Annotated in this window: 18 protein-coding genes; 7 read left to right on the plus strand and 11 right to left on the minus strand. The window is 68.1% G+C overall.

Annotated features, from left to right (window positions below):
- Positions 1 to 52: 52 nt before the first annotated feature.
- The 7 genes from AC1Q7H_RS15050 to AC1Q7H_RS15080 all read right to left on the minus strand — a co-directional run bounded on the left by AC1Q7H_RS15050 (position 53) and on the right by AC1Q7H_RS15080 (position 5,278).
- Positions 53 to 472 carry an ArsR/SmtB family transcription factor gene (locus tag AC1Q7H_RS15050; protein WP_013958323.1) on the minus strand — a complete coding sequence of 140 codons (420 nt, stop codon included), beginning with the start codon at positions 470 to 472 and terminating at the stop codon, positions 53 to 55.
- Between the two features lie 48 nt (positions 473 to 520).
- Positions 521 to 1,411: an EamA family transporter gene (locus tag AC1Q7H_RS15055; protein WP_211980402.1), complete on the minus strand. Its 891-nt coding sequence runs from the start codon at positions 1,409 to 1,411 to the stop codon at positions 521 to 523.
- 115 nt (positions 1,412 to 1,526) lie between these two features.
- Complete coding sequence (locus AC1Q7H_RS15060; RefSeq protein ID WP_013958325.1) at positions 1,527 to 2,792, minus strand: NAD(P)/FAD-dependent oxidoreductase; 1,266 nt, start codon at positions 2,790 to 2,792, stop codon at positions 1,527 to 1,529.
- Positions 2,793 to 2,807: 15 nt separating this feature from the next.
- The gene (locus AC1Q7H_RS15065; RefSeq protein ID WP_013958326.1) at positions 2,808 to 3,158 is read right to left on the minus strand and encodes a c-type cytochrome; all 351 of its coding nucleotides are present in this window, start codon (positions 3,156 to 3,158) and stop codon (positions 2,808 to 2,810) included.
- A gap of 167 nt (positions 3,159 to 3,325) precedes the next feature.
- A complete protein-coding gene (locus tag AC1Q7H_RS15070) occupies positions 3,326 to 4,186 on the minus strand; it encodes a BON domain-containing protein (protein ID WP_013958327.1) in 861 nt (286 codons plus the stop codon).
- 46 nt (positions 4,187 to 4,232) lie between these two features.
- The gene (locus AC1Q7H_RS15075; RefSeq protein WP_211980403.1) at positions 4,233 to 4,820 is read right to left on the minus strand and encodes a phosphoheptose isomerase; all 588 of its coding nucleotides are present in this window, start codon (positions 4,818 to 4,820) and stop codon (positions 4,233 to 4,235) included.
- The gene (locus tag AC1Q7H_RS15080) at positions 4,817 to 5,278 is read right to left on the minus strand and encodes a YraN family protein (protein ID WP_211980404.1); all 462 of its coding nucleotides are present in this window, start codon (positions 5,276 to 5,278) and stop codon (positions 4,817 to 4,819) included. The genes AC1Q7H_RS15075 and AC1Q7H_RS15080 overlap by 4 nt, the downstream gene beginning before the upstream one ends.
- Before the next feature lie 18 nt (positions 5,279 to 5,296).
- On the opposite strand from AC1Q7H_RS15080, the gene rsmI reads away from it, so the two are divergent.
- Positions 5,297 to 6,205: a 16S rRNA (cytidine(1402)-2'-O)-methyltransferase gene (gene rsmI / locus AC1Q7H_RS15085; protein WP_492381423.1), complete on the plus strand. Its 909-nt coding sequence runs from the start codon at positions 5,297 to 5,299 to the stop codon at positions 6,203 to 6,205.
- A gap of 87 nt (positions 6,206 to 6,292) precedes the next feature.
- Here the strand turns inward: rsmI and AC1Q7H_RS15090 are convergent, their stop codons facing one another.
- A complete protein-coding gene (locus AC1Q7H_RS15090; RefSeq protein ID WP_194946812.1) occupies positions 6,293 to 7,060 on the minus strand; it encodes a septal ring lytic transglycosylase RlpA family protein in 768 nt (255 codons plus the stop codon).
- Between the two features lie 281 nt (positions 7,061 to 7,341).
- Here AC1Q7H_RS15090 and AC1Q7H_RS15095 point away from each other — a divergent pair, with 281 nt between their 5' ends.
- From AC1Q7H_RS15095 to AC1Q7H_RS15105, 3 genes are all read left to right on the plus strand, one after another.
- Positions 7,342 to 7,992, plus strand: coding sequence for an MBL fold metallo-hydrolase (locus AC1Q7H_RS15095; RefSeq protein ID WP_013958332.1), 651 nt, complete (start codon positions 7,342 to 7,344; stop codon positions 7,990 to 7,992).
- 4 nt (positions 7,993 to 7,996) lie between these two features.
- The gene (locus AC1Q7H_RS15100; RefSeq protein ID WP_492381424.1) at positions 7,997 to 8,653 is read left to right on the plus strand and encodes an exonuclease; all 657 of its coding nucleotides are present in this window, start codon (positions 7,997 to 7,999) and stop codon (positions 8,651 to 8,653) included.
- A 207-nt stretch (positions 8,654 to 8,860) separates the two neighbouring features.
- Positions 8,861 to 9,088, plus strand: coding sequence for a hypothetical protein (locus AC1Q7H_RS15105; protein WP_010812133.1), 228 nt, complete (start codon positions 8,861 to 8,863; stop codon positions 9,086 to 9,088).
- A gap of 83 nt (positions 9,089 to 9,171) precedes the next feature.
- Here AC1Q7H_RS15105 and arsC read toward each other — a convergent pair whose 3' ends face one another.
- A complete protein-coding gene (arsC, locus tag AC1Q7H_RS15110; protein WP_013958334.1) occupies positions 9,172 to 9,537 on the minus strand; it encodes an arsenate reductase (glutaredoxin) in 366 nt (121 codons plus the stop codon).
- A 174-nt stretch (positions 9,538 to 9,711) separates the two neighbouring features.
- On the opposite strand from arsC, the gene AC1Q7H_RS15115 reads away from it, so the two are divergent.
- Positions 9,712 to 10,293: a GNAT family N-acetyltransferase gene (locus AC1Q7H_RS15115; protein WP_492381425.1), complete on the plus strand. Its 582-nt coding sequence runs from the start codon at positions 9,712 to 9,714 to the stop codon at positions 10,291 to 10,293.
- A 495-nt stretch (positions 10,294 to 10,788) separates the two neighbouring features.
- Here the strand turns inward: AC1Q7H_RS15115 and AC1Q7H_RS15120 are convergent, their stop codons facing one another.
- Positions 10,789 to 12,057, minus strand: a complete 1,269-nt coding sequence (locus AC1Q7H_RS15120) for a M20/M25/M40 family metallo-hydrolase (protein ID WP_013958336.1) — start codon at positions 12,055 to 12,057, stop codon at positions 10,789 to 10,791.
- 59 nt (positions 12,058 to 12,116) lie between these two features.
- A complete protein-coding gene (locus AC1Q7H_RS15125) occupies positions 12,117 to 13,373 on the minus strand; it encodes an allantoate amidohydrolase (protein WP_013958337.1) in 1,257 nt (418 codons plus the stop codon).
- A gap of 426 nt (positions 13,374 to 13,799) precedes the next feature.
- Here AC1Q7H_RS15125 and AC1Q7H_RS15130 point away from each other — a divergent pair, with 426 nt between their 5' ends.
- Together AC1Q7H_RS15130 and AC1Q7H_RS15135 are read left to right on the plus strand one after the other, a co-directional pair.
- Entirely contained in the window at positions 13,800 to 15,200 is a 1,401-nt protein-coding gene (locus tag AC1Q7H_RS15130) for a C4-dicarboxylate transporter DctA (protein WP_041228234.1), read from the plus strand.
- A 47-nt stretch (positions 15,201 to 15,247) separates the two neighbouring features.
- Positions 15,248 to 15,940, plus strand: a complete 693-nt coding sequence (locus AC1Q7H_RS15135) for a GntR family transcriptional regulator (protein ID WP_013958339.1) — start codon at positions 15,248 to 15,250, stop codon at positions 15,938 to 15,940.
- Positions 15,941 to 16,306: the final 366 nt, after the last annotated feature.

A 16,306-nucleotide genomic window follows, 5' to 3' on the forward strand; every position in this document is an offset into this window, starting at 1 on the left:
ATCGGGCCGCTGCAACGGGTGCGGCAGCGATCCGTTTGCCGGAAGAGCTGAGCTAGCCAGCGGTGCGCCGCCTGCGCGCCGGGGCTTCGGGTGCCGGCTGTGCCATGAAGCGGTCGACCACGCCGGAGGACAAGGCGCTGTCCTCCAGCCGGCTCGCCACCTGCACGCAGACCGTGCGGCACAGCTCGATCACGCTTTCGTCCGCAATGGCATAGAACACCAGGTTCGCCTCCTTGCGGCGCGACAGCACGCCCGAGCGGTACATCGCGTTGAGATGCCGCGACACATTGGTCTGCGACGAACCCACCGTCTCGACCACCGTGCTGACCGGCTTCTCGCCATCGCACAAGGCGTGCAGGATCTTCAGCCGCGTCGGCTCCGCCAACAGGCTGAAGTAGCCCGATACCTTTTCGAATACGCGATCCAGCTCTTCCATGGCATCCAATATATTCGTATATGCGTGAATGCGCATATAGTGTTTACCCACTGATGCAGCACAGCATAAGCGCGGCGGCGAGGATCAGCGGCGCGCCAGCGCCCTGCCCGCCCACAGGCGCTGGCCGAACACGTTGAGCAGCAGCCCGGCCATCACCACTGCCGCGCCCGCCCACTGCGCGCCGGAGAGGTCCTCGCCCAGCAGCACATGCGCCGACACCAGCCCCACCACCGGCACCAGCAGCGTCAGCGGCGCCACCTGGCTGGCCGGGTAGCGCGTCAGCAGGCGGCCCCACATGGTGTAGCCGAACACCGTCGCAGCAAAGGCCAGGTAAGCTACGGCGAACACGGCCATGCCCGACACATGGGTGACGCTCTGCATGATGCGCGCCGGGCCCTCGACCCACAGCGACAGCAGCGCGAACGGCACGATCGGGATCAGCGCGCCCCAGATCACCAGCCCCAGCAGGTCGACCGGGCCGATCTTCTTGCTGACGATATTGCCGCTGGCCCAGCAGAACGCCGCGCACAGCGTCAGCACGAAGCCCGCCACGCTCATGCCGCCAGCGCTGCCGGCACCGGCTCCGATCAGGGCCAGCCCGCCCGCCGCCACTGCCATGCCCGCAATGTTGTGCCAGCGCACCGGCTCGCCCAGCCACAGCGCCGCAATGGCCAGCGTGAAGAAGGCCTGCGACTGCAGCACCAGCGAGGCCAGTCCGGCCGGCATGCCGACCGCCATGGCGTAGAACAGGAAGGCGAACTGGCCCAGGCTGATGGTGACGCCGTAGGCCAGCAGCAGCCGCCACGGCACGCGCGGGCGCGGCACGAAGAAGATCGCCGGGAACGCCACCAGCAGAAAGCGCAGCGCACCCAGCAGCATCGGCGGCATGCCCGCTAGGCCAACCTTGATCACGACGAAGTTGACGCCCCAGACGCAGACAATGGCGAGGGCGAGGAGACGGTCTCTGGCTTGCATGAGGGGGCTGGGGGTGCGGCCCGGCGCAGTGCCGGACAAAACCCATAGGGTAGCAGCCCGCGGCCTTCGGGGCATGGCTCGCGCCTGCCGCGCGGCAGGGCGAGCCGTCCTGCCCCTACCCCAGCATCTCCGCCCAGATGCCCTTTGCCCACGCCAGCGCGTAGTCGCCTTCGAGCTGGTTCGGCGCCTCCGACAACCCGCCCGATCCCGGCACCGTGACCATGGTCTTCTGCGCCGCGTCATAGCGGTGCACGCTGGCCACATGCACCGCCTCGCGGTCGGAGGTGAAGCTGTAGCAGGTGTTGTTGTAGAGCGGCTGCGGGTCAGGTGCCCGGCCCGACAGCAGCGCGACCATGGCCGCGGCCGCGACCTTGCCGTGCTGGTTGGCCATATGGCCCGACTTGGGCATCAGCGGCGCGATCTGGATGGCATCGCCGATCACGTGGATATTGGCCGCGGCGCGCGACTCGAAGGTGACGAAGTCCACCTCGCACCACTTGCCATTGGCCGTGGCCAGCCCCGCCGACACCGCGATCGCGCCGGCGCGCTGGGGCGGCAGCACGTTGAGCACATCGGCGCGCTCGTCGTCCTGCACGTCGAACTTGAGCGTGCGCGTGGCGGGGTCCACATCCACCGCGTTGAACTGCGGCCGGTATTCCACCAGGCCGGGGTACTGCGACGCCCACACCTTGCGGAACAGCCCGGCCTTGGAGGTGATGTCGGGGTTGGCATCGAGGATCAGCACCTTGCTGCGCGGCTTGTGCTGCCTGAAGTAGTACGCCACCTGGCAGGCGCGCTCGTACGGTCCCGGCGGGCAGCGGTACGGCGCCAGCGGGATGCTGATGACATAGGTGCCGCCGTCCGGCATGGCCTCCAGCTGGCGGCGCAGCGCCACGGTCTGTGGGCCGGCCTTCCAGGCGTGCAGGACCTGGTCGCCGCCGGGCTGCTTCAGCCCGGGCAGCGCATCGCTCATCATCTCGACGCCCGGCGACAGCAGCAGGCGGTCGTACGGCAGCGTGGAGCCGCCCGCTAGGCGCACGGTCCGCTTGGCCGGGTCGATGGCCACGGCGGTATCGCGCACCAGCCGCACGCCGTGGCGGCGCACCAGCGCGTCGTACGGCAAGGTCAGGTCCGCCAGCTGCCGGCTGCCGCCGAGCACCAGGTTCGACAGGGGGCAGGAGACAAAGGCCGGATTGGGTTCGACCAGCGTGACCTCGATCGCCTGTCCGCTCCACTCGCGCAGGTAGCGGGCGGCGGTGGCGCCGCCGTAGCCGCCACCCACCACCACCACCTTGGCCGGCGACGCGGCGCGTGCCGCCCCGACCCCGACCGAACCCAGTACTGCGGCGCCCGCGGCGCCCAGGAAGCTTCGTCTTTGCATGGTAGTCCCCCGCTGTCAGCGCACCGCGGCGAACCACGCCGTGATGGCCGCGATCTGGTCGTCGCTGTAGCCCTTGGCAATCTGGTGCATCACCGTGGCCGGCCGCGTGCCGGCTTTGAAGGCCTGCATCTGCGCGGCCAGTTCCGCCTGCGGGCGGCCGGCCAGCGGCGGGATCGTGCTGCCCGCTGGCGCCCGCCCGGCGGGGCCGTGGCAACTGGTGCAGGCAGCGGCCTGGCTGCGCGCACGCAGCGCGGCATCGGTGGCAGGGGCGGCGCTGTCTGCCGGCAGCGCCGGCCGGGCGCCGCACAGCGCCGCGGCCAGCAGCGCCAGCCGCAGCAACACAGCGGGCCGGGGGAAGATTGTCATGGTCTCGCTCCGTGTGGGGGCCGGCGCTGGACTCCGCTGGGGGCGGCCGGCGTGGCAACCGTAGCACATCGGGCGGGGCGGTGTGCGGTGAAAACCGCAGAAGGACAAACGGCGTCCGCATGAGCGGACGCCGTCGAGATCGGCCCCGGCAGCTGGACCGGGGGCGCTCAGGGCAGGTTGCGGCCCGGCGGCAGTGTCACCGGCGAAGTCACCGGTGCGGCGACCGGGCTGGTGGTCGCCGCCGTGCCAGCGGCGGCACCGGCCGGCGCATCGACCGGACCGCCCACGCCCGGCACCGACTGCACCGGCGCCGGCGTGCCGACATTGCCGTCGAACGACGGGTTCTGCGAGGTGGAAGCCGCGTCCAGGCGCGCGCGCTCGGTGTCGTTGACGTAGTCGAAGGCCTTGACCACCTTGGTCACGCCCGAGGCATTGCGCGCCACGTCGGTGGCGCGGTCGCCCTCGGCCGCGGTCACCACGCCCAGCAGGTAGACCACGCTCTTCTCGGTGGTGATCTTGATCGAGTTGGACGGCACGCCCTCGGCGGTCATCATCAGCGTCTTGACCTTGCTGGTCAGGTAGGCGTCCTGGCTCTGGGTCATGAAGCCGGGCGAGTTGACGATCTCAAGCTCGTTGATCACCACGCGCGCATTGGGCAGGCCGCGCACGTACTGTTCGATCTGCTGCTTGACGTTGTCGTTGCTGGCTTCGCCGGTCAGCAGCACCTTGCGGTTGAACACGGTCACGTTGACGCGTGCCTGGCCGCTGTAGCGCGAGTTGATGGTGCTCTCGGCCTCGAGCTGCAGGCCGCGGTCCACGGTCTGGGTGGCGGCCGGGCGACGGTCAGTGGCCATGGCCACGCCGGTCCCCATGGCGCCGGCGATCACGGGGAAGCAGCCGGCGAGCTGGGTGGCGCAGACCAGCACGGCCGCCGCGGCCAGGCTGGCGCGGCCCAGGCCGGCGGTGCGGGAAGGATGGCGCGCGCCGGCGCCGTTCCGGGGGGCTTGCGTAGTGGGCAGGTTCGTCATGCGGTCCTTGCTGTGGCTGGATGTTGGGAATGGAAGGAAGGCAGGATCAGGCTTCCCCGAGCAGTGCCTCGTCGATGCCGTCGCACAGGCAATGCAGGGTCAGCAGGTGCACTTCCTGGATGCGCGCGGTGCGCTCGCTCGGCACGCACAGGTGGATATCGAATTCATCGAGCAGGCCGGCAATGGTGCCGCCGCCCTTGCCGGTCAGCGCAATCACGGCCATCTCGCGCTGCCGCGCGGCTTCGATGGCGGCGATCACGTTGGCCGAATTGCCCGAGGTGGAAAGCGCCAGCAGGATGTCGCCGGGCTGGCCCAACGCCTCGACCTGCTTGGAAAACACCTTGCTGAAGTCATAGTCGTTGCCGATCGCGGTCAGGATCGAGCTGTCGGTGGTCAGTGCGATCGCGGCCAGGCCCGGGCGCTCGCGCTCGAAGCGCCCGACCAGTTCGGCGGCAAAGTGCTGCGCATCGGCTGCGGAGCCGCCGTTGCCGCAGGCCAGGATCTTGTTGCCGCTGGTTAGCGCGCCGACCATGCGTTCCACGGCGGCGGCGATATAAGGGGCCATCACCGCCGCAGCCTGTCGCTTGGTCTCGGCGCTGTCTAGAAACTGTTGCTGGATACTGTCGATACTCATGGCTCTGGGGGCCTTGTTGTTGCCATTGCGATCCGCGGATCGTACCTCAGGGTCTGCCACGCATATGAAACAGCCCCAGCAGCATTCTGGTCAAAGGCATGCTGCAGCCAGTCCAGCCGGCCGGGTTCCAGGGCCACCACGTCGAAGCGGCACGGCGGCACCTGCGCCAGCGTGGCCAGGTAATGCGCGGCCGCCAGCAGCACGCGGCGCTGCTTGGCCGGCGTGACGCTGGCGGCGGCGCCGCCGAAGCCCCGGCCGCTGCGCCGGCGCACCTCCACGAACGCCAGCGTGCCGTCCGGCGCCCGCATGACCAGGTCGATCTCGCCGCCTTTGCAGCGATAATTGCGAACCACGGGCTCCAGGCCCTGGCGCCGCAGGTGTGCCAGGGCCCGGTCCTCCGCCTGCGCACCGCGTAGCTGTGTGGTTTGCAACTGCGTGGTGGATTTGAATGATCGCATCAACGGAAGTTCTCAAGCATGAGTGACTGGATCTCCCTGGCGGCCAGCCAGTCCTACCCGGCCGGCACCCTTTATGTCGTGGCCACGCCCATCGGCAACGTCGCCGACCTGTCGCTGCGCGCGCTGCATGTGCTCGGCCTGGCCGACGCCGTGGCCTGCGAAGACACCCGCAATACCGGCCAGCTGCTGTCGCGCGTGGGCCTGCAGCGGCCGCTGGTGGCCGTGCACGAGCACAACGAGCGCGAGGCCGCGGTCCGCATCGCGGCGCGCCTGGCGGCCGGCGAGCGCATCGCCTACGTCTCGGATGCCGGTACGCCGGGCATCTCCGACCCGGGTGCGCGCCTGGTCGAGGCGGTGCGCGCCGCCGGCCATCCGGTGGTGCCGCTGCCCGGGCCCAGTGCCGCGGTGGCCGCGCTGTCGGTGGCGGGCGACATGCTCGATGCCGGCGAGGGCCGCTTCACCTTTGTCGGCTTCCTGCCCAACAAGCCCAAGGCGCGCACCGAGGCCATCGCCCGGCTGGCGGCGCTGGACCACGCCTGGGTCTGCTACGAGGCGCCGCACCGCATTGCCGACACGCTGGCCGCGCTGGCCGCGGGCCTGCCAGGCGAGCGCCGGCTGCTGATCGGGCGTGAACTGACCAAGCTGTTCGAGGACATCGCGGTGCTGCCAGTGGCGCAGGCGCCGGCCTGGCTGGCCGCCGACCCGAACCGGGCCAAGGGGGAATTCGTGCTGGTGGTGGAAGGCGCTGGCGTCGCAACGGCCGCGGACGGCTTGCCGGATGCCGAAGCCCAGCGCGTGCTGGCGCTGCTGCTGGCGGAGCTGCCGGCCAAGCGCGCCGCCAAGCTCGCGGCCGCCATCACCGGCGCCGGCACCGATGCGCTCTACCAGCTGGCGCTGGCGCAGCGCGCGGGGCAGGCAGAGGACTGACGCGGCCCGCGCGTGGTCCCGGGATGGGGAGGAGGAAGGTAAAGCGGAGGTGTCAGCGCGCGGCGGCATGCGGCGGCGCTGCGCTGGTCAGCGCCGTGTGCGCTTGACGGTCTTGCCGCTGGCCCTGGTCCACTTGCGCGCCTTGGCGGGCGCCAGCGAATTGGCCAGTTCCGGCACGGATACGTCGTCGTCGCCGCTGCCGTCGCCGGCCTCGGTGCCGCCGGCCTCGACCTGCGGACCCAGCGCGGCCACTTCGGTGCGCGTCAGGCGGCGGATTTCAACGTTGGTGGCGCCGCGGTCGACGAAGCCGAGGCGGCGCGCAGCGCCGAAGGACACGTCCAGTACGCGGTTGCCGTGGTACGGCCCGCGGTCATTGATGCGCAGCACTGCTACCTTGTTATTGCGCAGGTTGCGCACCAGCACCCAGCTGTCGAGCGGCAGCGAAGGATGGGCGGCGGTCATGGCGCGCATGTCGAAGCGTTCGCCGTTGGCGGTCTTGCGGCCGTGGAAGCCCTTGCCGTACCAGGACGCGACGCCGCGCTGCTCGAACGTGCCGATGTCGGCGCGCAGGCCTTCCAGCGAGCTGCCGCTGCGGCCTTCGTCCGCGTCATAGCCGAACAGGTTCCAGCTGCCGCTGTCCGAGGCACGCGCGGACTTGTCGGCGTCGGTGCGATCGGTCCTGCCGGCCTTGCCGCTCTTCGTCGCGCGCGTGGGCACGGCGCCTGCGTTGTCGTTGCTTGCGTGGTCGCCTTCAGGGGGCGTGGCACAGGCGGCCAGCACCACGGCGCATGCGGTGCATGCGCCGAGCTTGGCAAGCCGTTGCCAGCGCTTGGCGAGAGCGGAGATCCGTAACATGGGCGGCAGTCTAACATTGACTCTTTACGACTATCTCTTTCAATTTGTTACGAAGTCTGTGCGATTTCGCACCATCGTGGCCTATCTGCCCGGAATCCCGCTTGTGGCAAGGGATTTCCGCCCGAGACGGGGCTTTCGCACGGGTAACGCATAAAGCACGCGGCTTGCCTTGCGGGCGGTGAATCGCCGCCCGGCGCTACAATGCTGGGCACCGCCCGCCGTTCGTGCGGGCCAGTCCGTGGCGCCCGGCCAGAAGGCGCCCGGCGCACAAGAAATCGTCCATGAAAGCCCTGCTCATTCCCGTCACGCCCTTCCAGCAAAACTGTTCGCTGCTGATCGATGAAAGCACCGGCCGCGCCGCGGTCTGCGATCCCGGCGGCGACCTGGATCGCATCCGCGCGGCGGTCAAGGAGCAAGGCGTCACGCTGGAAAAGATCTTCCTGACACATGGCCATGTCGATCACTGCGCCGGCGCCGCGGCGCTCGCGCGCGAGCTGGGCATCCCGATCGAAGGCCCGCAGCAGGACGAGCGCTTCTGGATCGAGCAGCTGCCCGAACAGACGCGCCGCTTCGGCTTCGGCCAGGCCGAGAGCTTCGAGCCAGACCGCTGGCTGGAGAACGGCGACACCGTGCAGTTCGGCAACGAGACGCTGGAGGTCTACCACTGCCCCGGCCACACGCCCGGCCACGTGGTGTTCTTCTCGCGCGCAAACCGGCTGGCGGTGGTGGGCGACGTGCTATTCGCCGGCTCGATCGGCCGCACCGACTTCCCGCGCGGCAACCACGCCGACCTGATCCGCTCGATCCGCACGCGGCTGTGGCCGCTGGGCGAGGACGTAACCTTCATCCCCGGCCACGGCCCGGTCTCGACCTTCGGCGAAGAGCGTCGCAACAACCCCTACGTGGCTGACCATCTGATCGACGTGGGCTGACGCCATGGCCAAGCGACAGGCGCCCGACACCCGCCCGGAGATCTACGTCAGCACCGACGTGGAGGCCGACGGCCCGATCCCGGGCCCGCATTCGATGCTGTCGTTCGCGTCCGCGGCGATGCTGGCGGACAAGACCGTGGTGGGCACGTTTTCCGCCAACCTTGAGACCCTGCCCGGCGCCGCCGGCCACCCGGTGCAGATGCAGTGGTGGCAGACCCAGCCCGAGGCCTGGAGCGCCTGCCGGCGCGACCTGCAGCGGCCCGAGGACGCCATGGTCCGCTATGTCGAATGGGTCGAGAGCCTGCCCGGCAAGCCGGTCTTCGTGGCCTTCCCGGCCGGCTTCGATTTCACCTGGATGTTCTGGTACATGATGCGGTTCGCCGGGCGCTCGCCCTTTGGCTGGGCCGCCCTCGACATCAAGACGCTGGGCTTTGGGCTGACCGGGCGCCCCTATCGCAAGACCGTCAAGGCGGCCTTCCCGGCCGCCTGGATGGATCCGCTGCCGCACACCCATGTGGCGCTGGACGATGCGCTCGAACAGGGTGCGCTGTTCTGCAACATGCTGGCTACGCTACGTGAGCGCGAGGCCGCACTGGCCAGCCTGGTGCCCGACGAGGAAACGGACGGTAGCGAGTCCTCACCTTCGCCCGGGCAACCCTGAATCGGTTGCTGCGCCGCGGCAGCCCCGGCGGCACGCCCCTTGCAGGCTTGCGTTAGCATCTGACGCCAGCGCGCCTATAGTAGAAGCGGATATGGCGTACCGGGCGAAACGAGCCACAGACTATCCGGCGCACTTGCGCAGCCACGCCATATGCCATTTGAGCCATGTTGCCCGGATCGCGCGGCGCCTGCCGAGGAGGTGTCGATCATGCGTTTTCATACCGACCTGCACTTGAGAGACCTGGCCGGCCGGATTCATTGGCCGCATGCCACGCGGGGCGCCACACCCATTACCCATCGCCACACCTCGGATGAGGACGCCGAAGTCGCCAAGGCCACGCTATACGTCAGCACGGTGACGCTGGTGGTGCTGCTGGTCGTGCTTGCGGCCATCGCTTTCGGTCAGGAGGCCATGCACTGGCTGGGTGTTCATTAGACGACCCGCCTGAAGCTGTTTGCCTCAAGCACCGGCCGGCCCCCACAACGTGGGGGCCGGTTTTATTTGGGGCCGTGCATTGGCTAGCTCAGGCCCAGCAGCGGTGCCACGTTCTCGGGCGGCCGGCCGATCGCGGCGCGGCGGTTGCGCACCACCACCGGACGCTGCAGCAGGATCGGGTTGTCAGCCACGGCCGCCAGCAGCTCGGCCTCGGTCAGGCCGGGATCGGCCAGGCCCAGCTCGGCATACGGCGCTTCGTTGTCGCGCAGCATCTCCCGCACCGGCACGCCCAGCATGGTGTGCAACTGGCGCAGCGTGGCCAGCGACGGCGGCTCTTTCAGGTATTCCACGATTTCCACCGGTTCGCCCAGCCGCTCGCTGGCGGCCTGGACCAGGGCGAGCGTTTCGCGCGACTTGGAGCAGCGGGGGTTGTGGTAGATGGTGATCATGGCAGGGTCCTTTCTTGTCGTTGCCGTGCCTCGCCCCGGGGCGTTGGCACTAATGCGGTGCAAATCAATCCGCACTATATACAAGACACCGGCCCTCGCGCAGGATCACGCTGGTGCATGTGCCCGGCACGCATCCTGCGTTGCCCCAAGTCCTTGCATAGGGCGCCATTCCCGATGACTTCCACTACCCTTTCTGTCACGACGCCGTCCGCCGGCACGCGCAAACCCTTTACCCTGCGCGACGCCACGCCCGCCGACGTCCCCGCCATCCACGCCATCTACGCGCACCATGTGCTGCACGGCCGCGCCTCGTTCGAGGAAGCGCCGCCGGGCCTGGACGAGATGCAGCAGCGTTTTGCCGAAGTGCAGCGCAAGGGCCTGCCCTACCTGGTCGCCGTGCGCGACGGCGAGGTGCTGGGCTATGCCTATGCCTCGTCCTACCGCGCGCGCAGCGCCTACCGCTTTGCCATCGAGGACTCGATCTATATCGACCACCGCCGCGTCGGCGAGGGCCTGGGCCAGGCCCTGCTGGCCGAACTGGTCGCCCGCTGCGAGACCGGTCCCTGGCGCCAGATGGTCGCCGTGATCGCCTGCACCGCCGGCGGCGAAGGTGCCGGTTCGCTGGCCGTGCATGAGCGGCTGGGCTTTCGCACTGTCGGCCGGCTGGAGGCGGTGGGGTTCAAGCATGGGCAGTGGATCGACACGGTGCTGATGCAACGGGTGCTGGGCGCGGGGGCGATGACGCTGCCGGGATAAGAGACTTTTCCGTTGTTGCGGCAGACGAGTCTGCTTGAGCGATGGGATGGCAGTCTGAAGAATGGCTATGGTCAGAGCACCTCATCGGAACCTGCCCATGCCCAAGAAAACTGACTTCACCATTACGCTGGATGCAAAGCTCAAATTCGCATTCCTGCAGGCGATCGAGGTTGAACAGCGTCCCGCTTCGGATGTAATCGCTGACCTGATGCTCGTGTACTGGAGTTTTGCGAGCATGTCTACGATGACGACGACTACCTGCGCGCCAAAGTTGAAGCAGGCAGAGCGAGCATCCGAGCTGGGGAAGGAATACCTCACGAGCGAGTCGAAGCCGAGTTCGCGGCCTGGCGGGCGGAAATACTGCAGAGTCCCGGAATGTCAGACTCGAAGTGAGCGGCGGGATCAATCCCATCCCGCCCGCATCAAACAAAAACGCCACGGATTCCTCCATGGCGTCTTGCGCAGCAAAACCCGGCGCCTGCCGGCGCCCAAGCCTTACTTCATTAGGTCCGACAGCGCCAGCGCCACCACCTTGGTAGCGCGGTTCAGGTCGTTCAGGCGCAGGTTCTCGTCCGAGTTATGGCCGCGGGCTTCCATCAGCGTGCGCGGGCCGGCGCCGTACAGCACGGTCGGGATGCCGCGCTTGGTGTAGTGACGGGCGTCGGTGTAGAGCGGCACGCCTTGCACCGGGATCTCCACGCCGAACACGGACTCGGCACGGCTCTTCAGGGCGCCGATCAGCTTTTCCACGCCCGGCAGTTCCGACAGCGGCTCGGCCAGGATGATGCGCTCGACCTTCACTTCGATGCCCGGACGGTCCTTGGCGGCCTTTTCCACCACGGCGCGGATCTCGCCTTCGGCGTCGAAGCCGATTTCCTCGGGGATCATGCGGCGGTCGACGCGGAAGGTCACCAGGTCAGGCACTACGTTGGTGTTGATGCCGCCCTTGATCAGGCCCACGTTCAGCGTGGCGGTGTCGATGCCCGGCACCTTGGACTTGCGCGTGGCCAGCTCGGCACGCAGGCCGTAGATGGCTTGCAGGATGTGGGTGGCGGCTTCGATCGCGTCCACGCCGGTGTGCGGCATGGCGGCGTGGCCCTGCTTGCCCTTGACCGTCACTTCGACGTGCAGGCAGCCGTTGTGCGACGAGGTGATGCCATACGAGAAGCCGGCCGAGATGGCGTAGTCGGCCTTGCTCAGGTTGTTGTCGAGCAGGAACTTGGGACCGATGTCGCCGCCGGTTTCCTCGTCATAGGTGAACTGCAGCTCGACCGCGCCGTTGATCGTTGCGCCCTGCTTCTCGGCCTCCATCAGCGCCAGCACGGCGTAGGTGTAGGTGGCGAAATCCGACTTGGACACCGCCACGCCGCGGCCGTACATGACCGGGCCGTGCTCGCTGTCTGCCACTTCGCCGCCGTACGGGTCCTTGGTCCAGCCCAAGCCCGGGGGCACCACGTCGCCGTGGGCGTTCATGGCGATGGTCGGGCCGCCCGTGCCGAACTGCTTGCGCACGACCAGGTTGGTGGCGCTGATCATGCCGGCTGCCTTCACCAGCTCGTCCGGCACCTTGTGCGCCTCCACCGTGAAGCCCAGCCCCTCCAGCAGTTCCTTGGCGCGCTTGCCATGGGCGTCGCAGTCGCCTGCGGGGTTGTCCGAGGGAACCTTGACCAGTTCGGCCAGGAAGGCTTCCTGTTCCGGACGGTGCTGGTCGATGAATTGCGTCAGCGTGGTTTCAGTCGGGTTCATATTGTCTCGTGCGGTCATGACTTGTTCTCTTAACTACGGAGGAGGGTTCGGGTGGGTTCCGGGGAGTCTGCGCTGGCTTACTGCGGCAGGCGGAAGTGCTCGACGAAATCGCTGAACACGCGCGCGGACAGGGCTGCGTCCTCGGCGGTCATGGTTTCGGTGGGATGGTGGCTGATGCCGCCGTTGCCGCAGCGCACAAACAGCATGGCGACGTCGGCGATGGCGGCAATGGCCATGGCGTCGTGGCCGGCGCCCGACGGCAGGTGGCGCACCGGCACGCCCTGGCGGGCAATCGCGGCGGCCCATTGCTCTTGCAGCCACGGGGCACACGGCACACTCTTCGCCTCGTGGGTCTTGCGCACTTGCGCGCGCACGTTGCGGCGCGCGCACACACGCTCGATCTCGGCCAGCACGTCGTTGGCGGCGGCCTCGCGCTCGGCATCAATGCCCGAGCGGATGTCGATGGAGAACACCGCATGGCCGGGCACCACGTTGGTGGCGCCGTTGGGCACGTTGAACTGGCCGACCGTGCCGACCAGGCCCGGCTTGCCGCCGCAGCGCTTCTCGATATACAGGCCGATCTCGGCCCCGGCCATGGCGGCGTCGCGGCGCATGTCCATCGGCACCGTGCCGGCGTGGCCGGCCAGGCCTTCGAGCTCGACGATAAAGCGGGTGGCGCCGGAGATGGCGGTCACCACGCCCACCGGCAGGTTTTCATTGAGCAGCACCGGACCTTGCTCGATATGGACTTCGATGAAGGCCGCGACCTGGCTGCGGTCATGCCTGGCGGCGGGCAAGGCAGCGGGGTCGAAACCGGCCTCGCGCATCACCTGGCGCATGGTCTTGCCGCTGTCGTCGACGTTGTCCAGCACGTTGTTGTCGAAGGTGCCGGCGATGGCGCGGCTGCCCAGCAGCGTGGCCTTGAAGCGCACGCCCTCTTCCTCGGCAAAGCCGACCACCTCGATCGCAAACGGGAAGCGCTTGCCCTGGCGGTTCCATTCGGCCACGCACGCGGTCGGCAGGATCACGCCGAGGTTGCCGTCATAGCGGCCGCCGTCGCGCACGGTGTCGAAGTGCGAACCGGTCAGCAGCGCTGGCGCGTCGGGCGTGGTGCCCTCATAGCGGCCGATCACGTTGCCGGCGGCGTCGCGCCGCACCGTCATGCCGGCCTGCTGCATCCATTCGGTCAGCTGCGCGGCGGCGCCGTGGTGGGCCTCGGTCAGGTAGGTACGGGTGAGCATGCCGGGCTGCTCGGTGTGGACGGCCAGGGCGTCGGCCCAGGCCATGATGCGCGTGCCAGTCTCTGCGGCGGACGGCGACGGATTTGCTGCCATGCGTTGTCTCCTGCTGGAAGTGCGTGAACGCCGCGGCGGGTGGTCCGGCAAGGCCCGCCGGTGTCTGCCGCTAGGCCTGCCGGCGCGGGCGGAGCGCCCGGGCCGAAGCTCTATTCTGTGCGATTCATGTTAGCACAGTGAATTCAAAAATTGCATACAAAAATGATATGCACTATATTCGCTTCCACGTTCAGACAATTTGCCGCGGACAATCCGGTCCGCACAGGCGATTGCGTGGATTCCGCCTCAACAGGGGGGCTATCCGCGAGGTGGCGCGCTCCCGACCCGGAAGCCCCGCACGGAACGTAAGGCCGGCAGCCACCCGCCAGTAGAGCAGTACGGGGCCGCCGGTGATTCCTGGATCAGATGGGCCAGCCAGCACCAGCCAATGCACAGGCGCCGGACCGGCCCGGTACGGAGACAACCATGCAGCATGCAGTTCCCTCGCAGCCCCGCCCCGGCACCCCCCAGCCCCGTTTGCATACCCGCTTCACCCGTTCGCTGTTTGGCCAGGTGCTGATTGCCCTGGTGATTGGCACGGCACTCGGCCTGGCATTCCCCGAGTTCGCCGCCAAGCTCAAGCCGCTTGGCGATGCCTTTATCAAGCTGATCAAGATGCTGATCGGCCCGATCGTATTCTGCGTGGTGGTGGCCGGCATCTGCGGTGCGGGCGAGCTGAAGAAGGTCGGCCGCGTCGGCATTAAGGCGGTGGTGTACTTCGAGATCGTCACCACCATCGCGCTGGCGCTTGGCATCCTGCTGGCCTATGTGTTCCAGCCCGGCGTCGGCATGAATGTCGACCCGCGTTCGCTCGATGCGTCGGCCATCGCCGGCTATATCGACAATGCCACCAAGGTGAAGGACCAGGGCACCGTCGATTTCCTGCTCAAGCTGATCCCCAATACCGTGTTCGGTGCCTTTGCCAATGGCGACGTGCTGCAGGTACTGGTGGTATCGATCCTGTTCGGCTGCGCGCTGTCGCTGGTGGGTGAGCCGGGCCGGCCGCTGGTCAGGCTGATCGATACCTTCTCGCACACGCTGTTCAAGATGATGGGCTTCATCATCAAGCTGGCGCCGCTGGGCGTGCTGGGCGCGGTGGCCTTTACCGTGGGCAAGTACGGCATCGGCTCGCTCAAGCAGCTGGGCTTCCTGGTGTTCCTGTTCTACGGCGCGGTGGCCATCTTCGTGCTGGTGGTGCTGGGCACGATCATGCGCGTGTGCGGTTTCTCGGTGATCAAGCTGATCCGCTACCTGCGCGCCGAACTGCTGGTGGTGCTGGGCACGGCCTCGTCCGACAGCGTGCTGCCGCAGGTGATGAAGAAGCTGGAGTTCATGGGCATCAAGAAGTCGGTGGTGGGCCTGGTGATCCCGACCGGCTACTCGTTCAACCTGGATGCGTTCTCGATCTACCTGACGCTGGCTGCGGTGTTTATCGCGCAGGCGACCAACACGCCGCTGGCGCTGGGCGACCTGCTTGGCATCCTGGCGGTGGCGCTGGTCACCTCCAAGGGCGCGCACGGCATCCCCGGCTCGGCCATCGTGATCCTGGCGGCAACGCTGTCGGCGCACCCGGCGATTCCGGCGATCGGGCTGGTGCTGGTGTTGTCGGTGGACTGGTTCATCGGCATCGCCCGCGCGCTCGGCAACCTGATCGGCAACTGCGTGGCCACCGTGGTGGTGGCCGCCTGGGAGAAGGATATCGACCGCGAACGGGCCCATGGCGTGCTCAACGGCACCATTGAAGCGACCGACCTGGATGCGGGTCTGGCCGCGATGGCGGAGGACGGCGTGGACGCCGGATCTCCGGTCGCCGTGCCAGGGCGATAGAATCACGCATCTCCCCAACCGCGCAGCCTCTGCGCAAGTGCGCTGCCATGCCCGAGCATATCGATCCTGACATGACCGCCGAGGCGATCGCCGAAGACATAGTCGCGGCCATCGTTTCGCACCGCCTGCCGCCCGGCACCAAGCTGCGCGAGGAGGCCCTGGCCAGTGTCTACCGCGTCAGCCGCACCAAGGTGCGCGCGGCGCTGCTGATGCTGTCCAAGGACAAGGTCATCCAGATCGTGCCGGACAAGGGCGCCTTCGTGGCCAAGCCCAGCGCCGAAGAGGCGCGCGAGGTCTTCGCGGTGCGCCGCATCCTGGAAGCGGCGCTGGCGCGCGAGTTCGTCGCCAAGGCGACGCCCGCCGACTACAAGCGGATTGACAAGCACCTGGCGGCCGAGCGCAAGGCGCTGACGGGCAACGATGCGCAGGTGCGCACCCGGCTGCTGGGCGACTTCCATATCGTGCTGGCCGAGGTGGTCGGCAACGGCGTGCTGACCGAGATGATGCGCGAGCTGTCGACGCGCAGCGCGGTCATCACCATGCTGTACCAGTCGCGCCGCGACGCGGCCTGCTCCTCCGACGAGCACCGCGAATTCATCGAGGCCGCCCGCGCCGGCGATGTCGAGCGGGCCGTCGCGCTGATGGTGGACCACCTGGGCCACGTGGAAGGTGCGCTGCATTTCGAGGAAACCGCGCCGGTGTCGCGCGGCAAGGACCTGGTGACCGCGCTGCTCGCGTAGGCGTCCGCTTGATGTGAGTCAAAGCGGCCCCAGCCGCCCACGCGCACACTTGACCCCGCCATGAAGACGCGGGGGCGCACTTCATGAGCACTCCGCCTTCCGGCACCTCATCGTCGGAAGGCTGCCCGCACGCTGCAACGGTGTGCGGGCTTTCTTTTTTCTGAGGACTGGGTTTTGCGCTGCGGAATGGCGCCCTGTCCCGCCCCTTCGCCGCCACGCTGCCGCACCCGTTTTTCCCTTTCCCGCCAGCTAGTTGCAGCCCCCAGACGGCATTCCCGGCGCCGCCATTGTTGCGTCCGCGGCGGCCGGCATTGCCGGCAATACGCGAAATCGAATCCCGGCTTCGGGTTAGGATGCCGGAGGCCA

The organism is Cupriavidus sp. GW823-FHT06D04 (genome assembly GCF_058795055.1).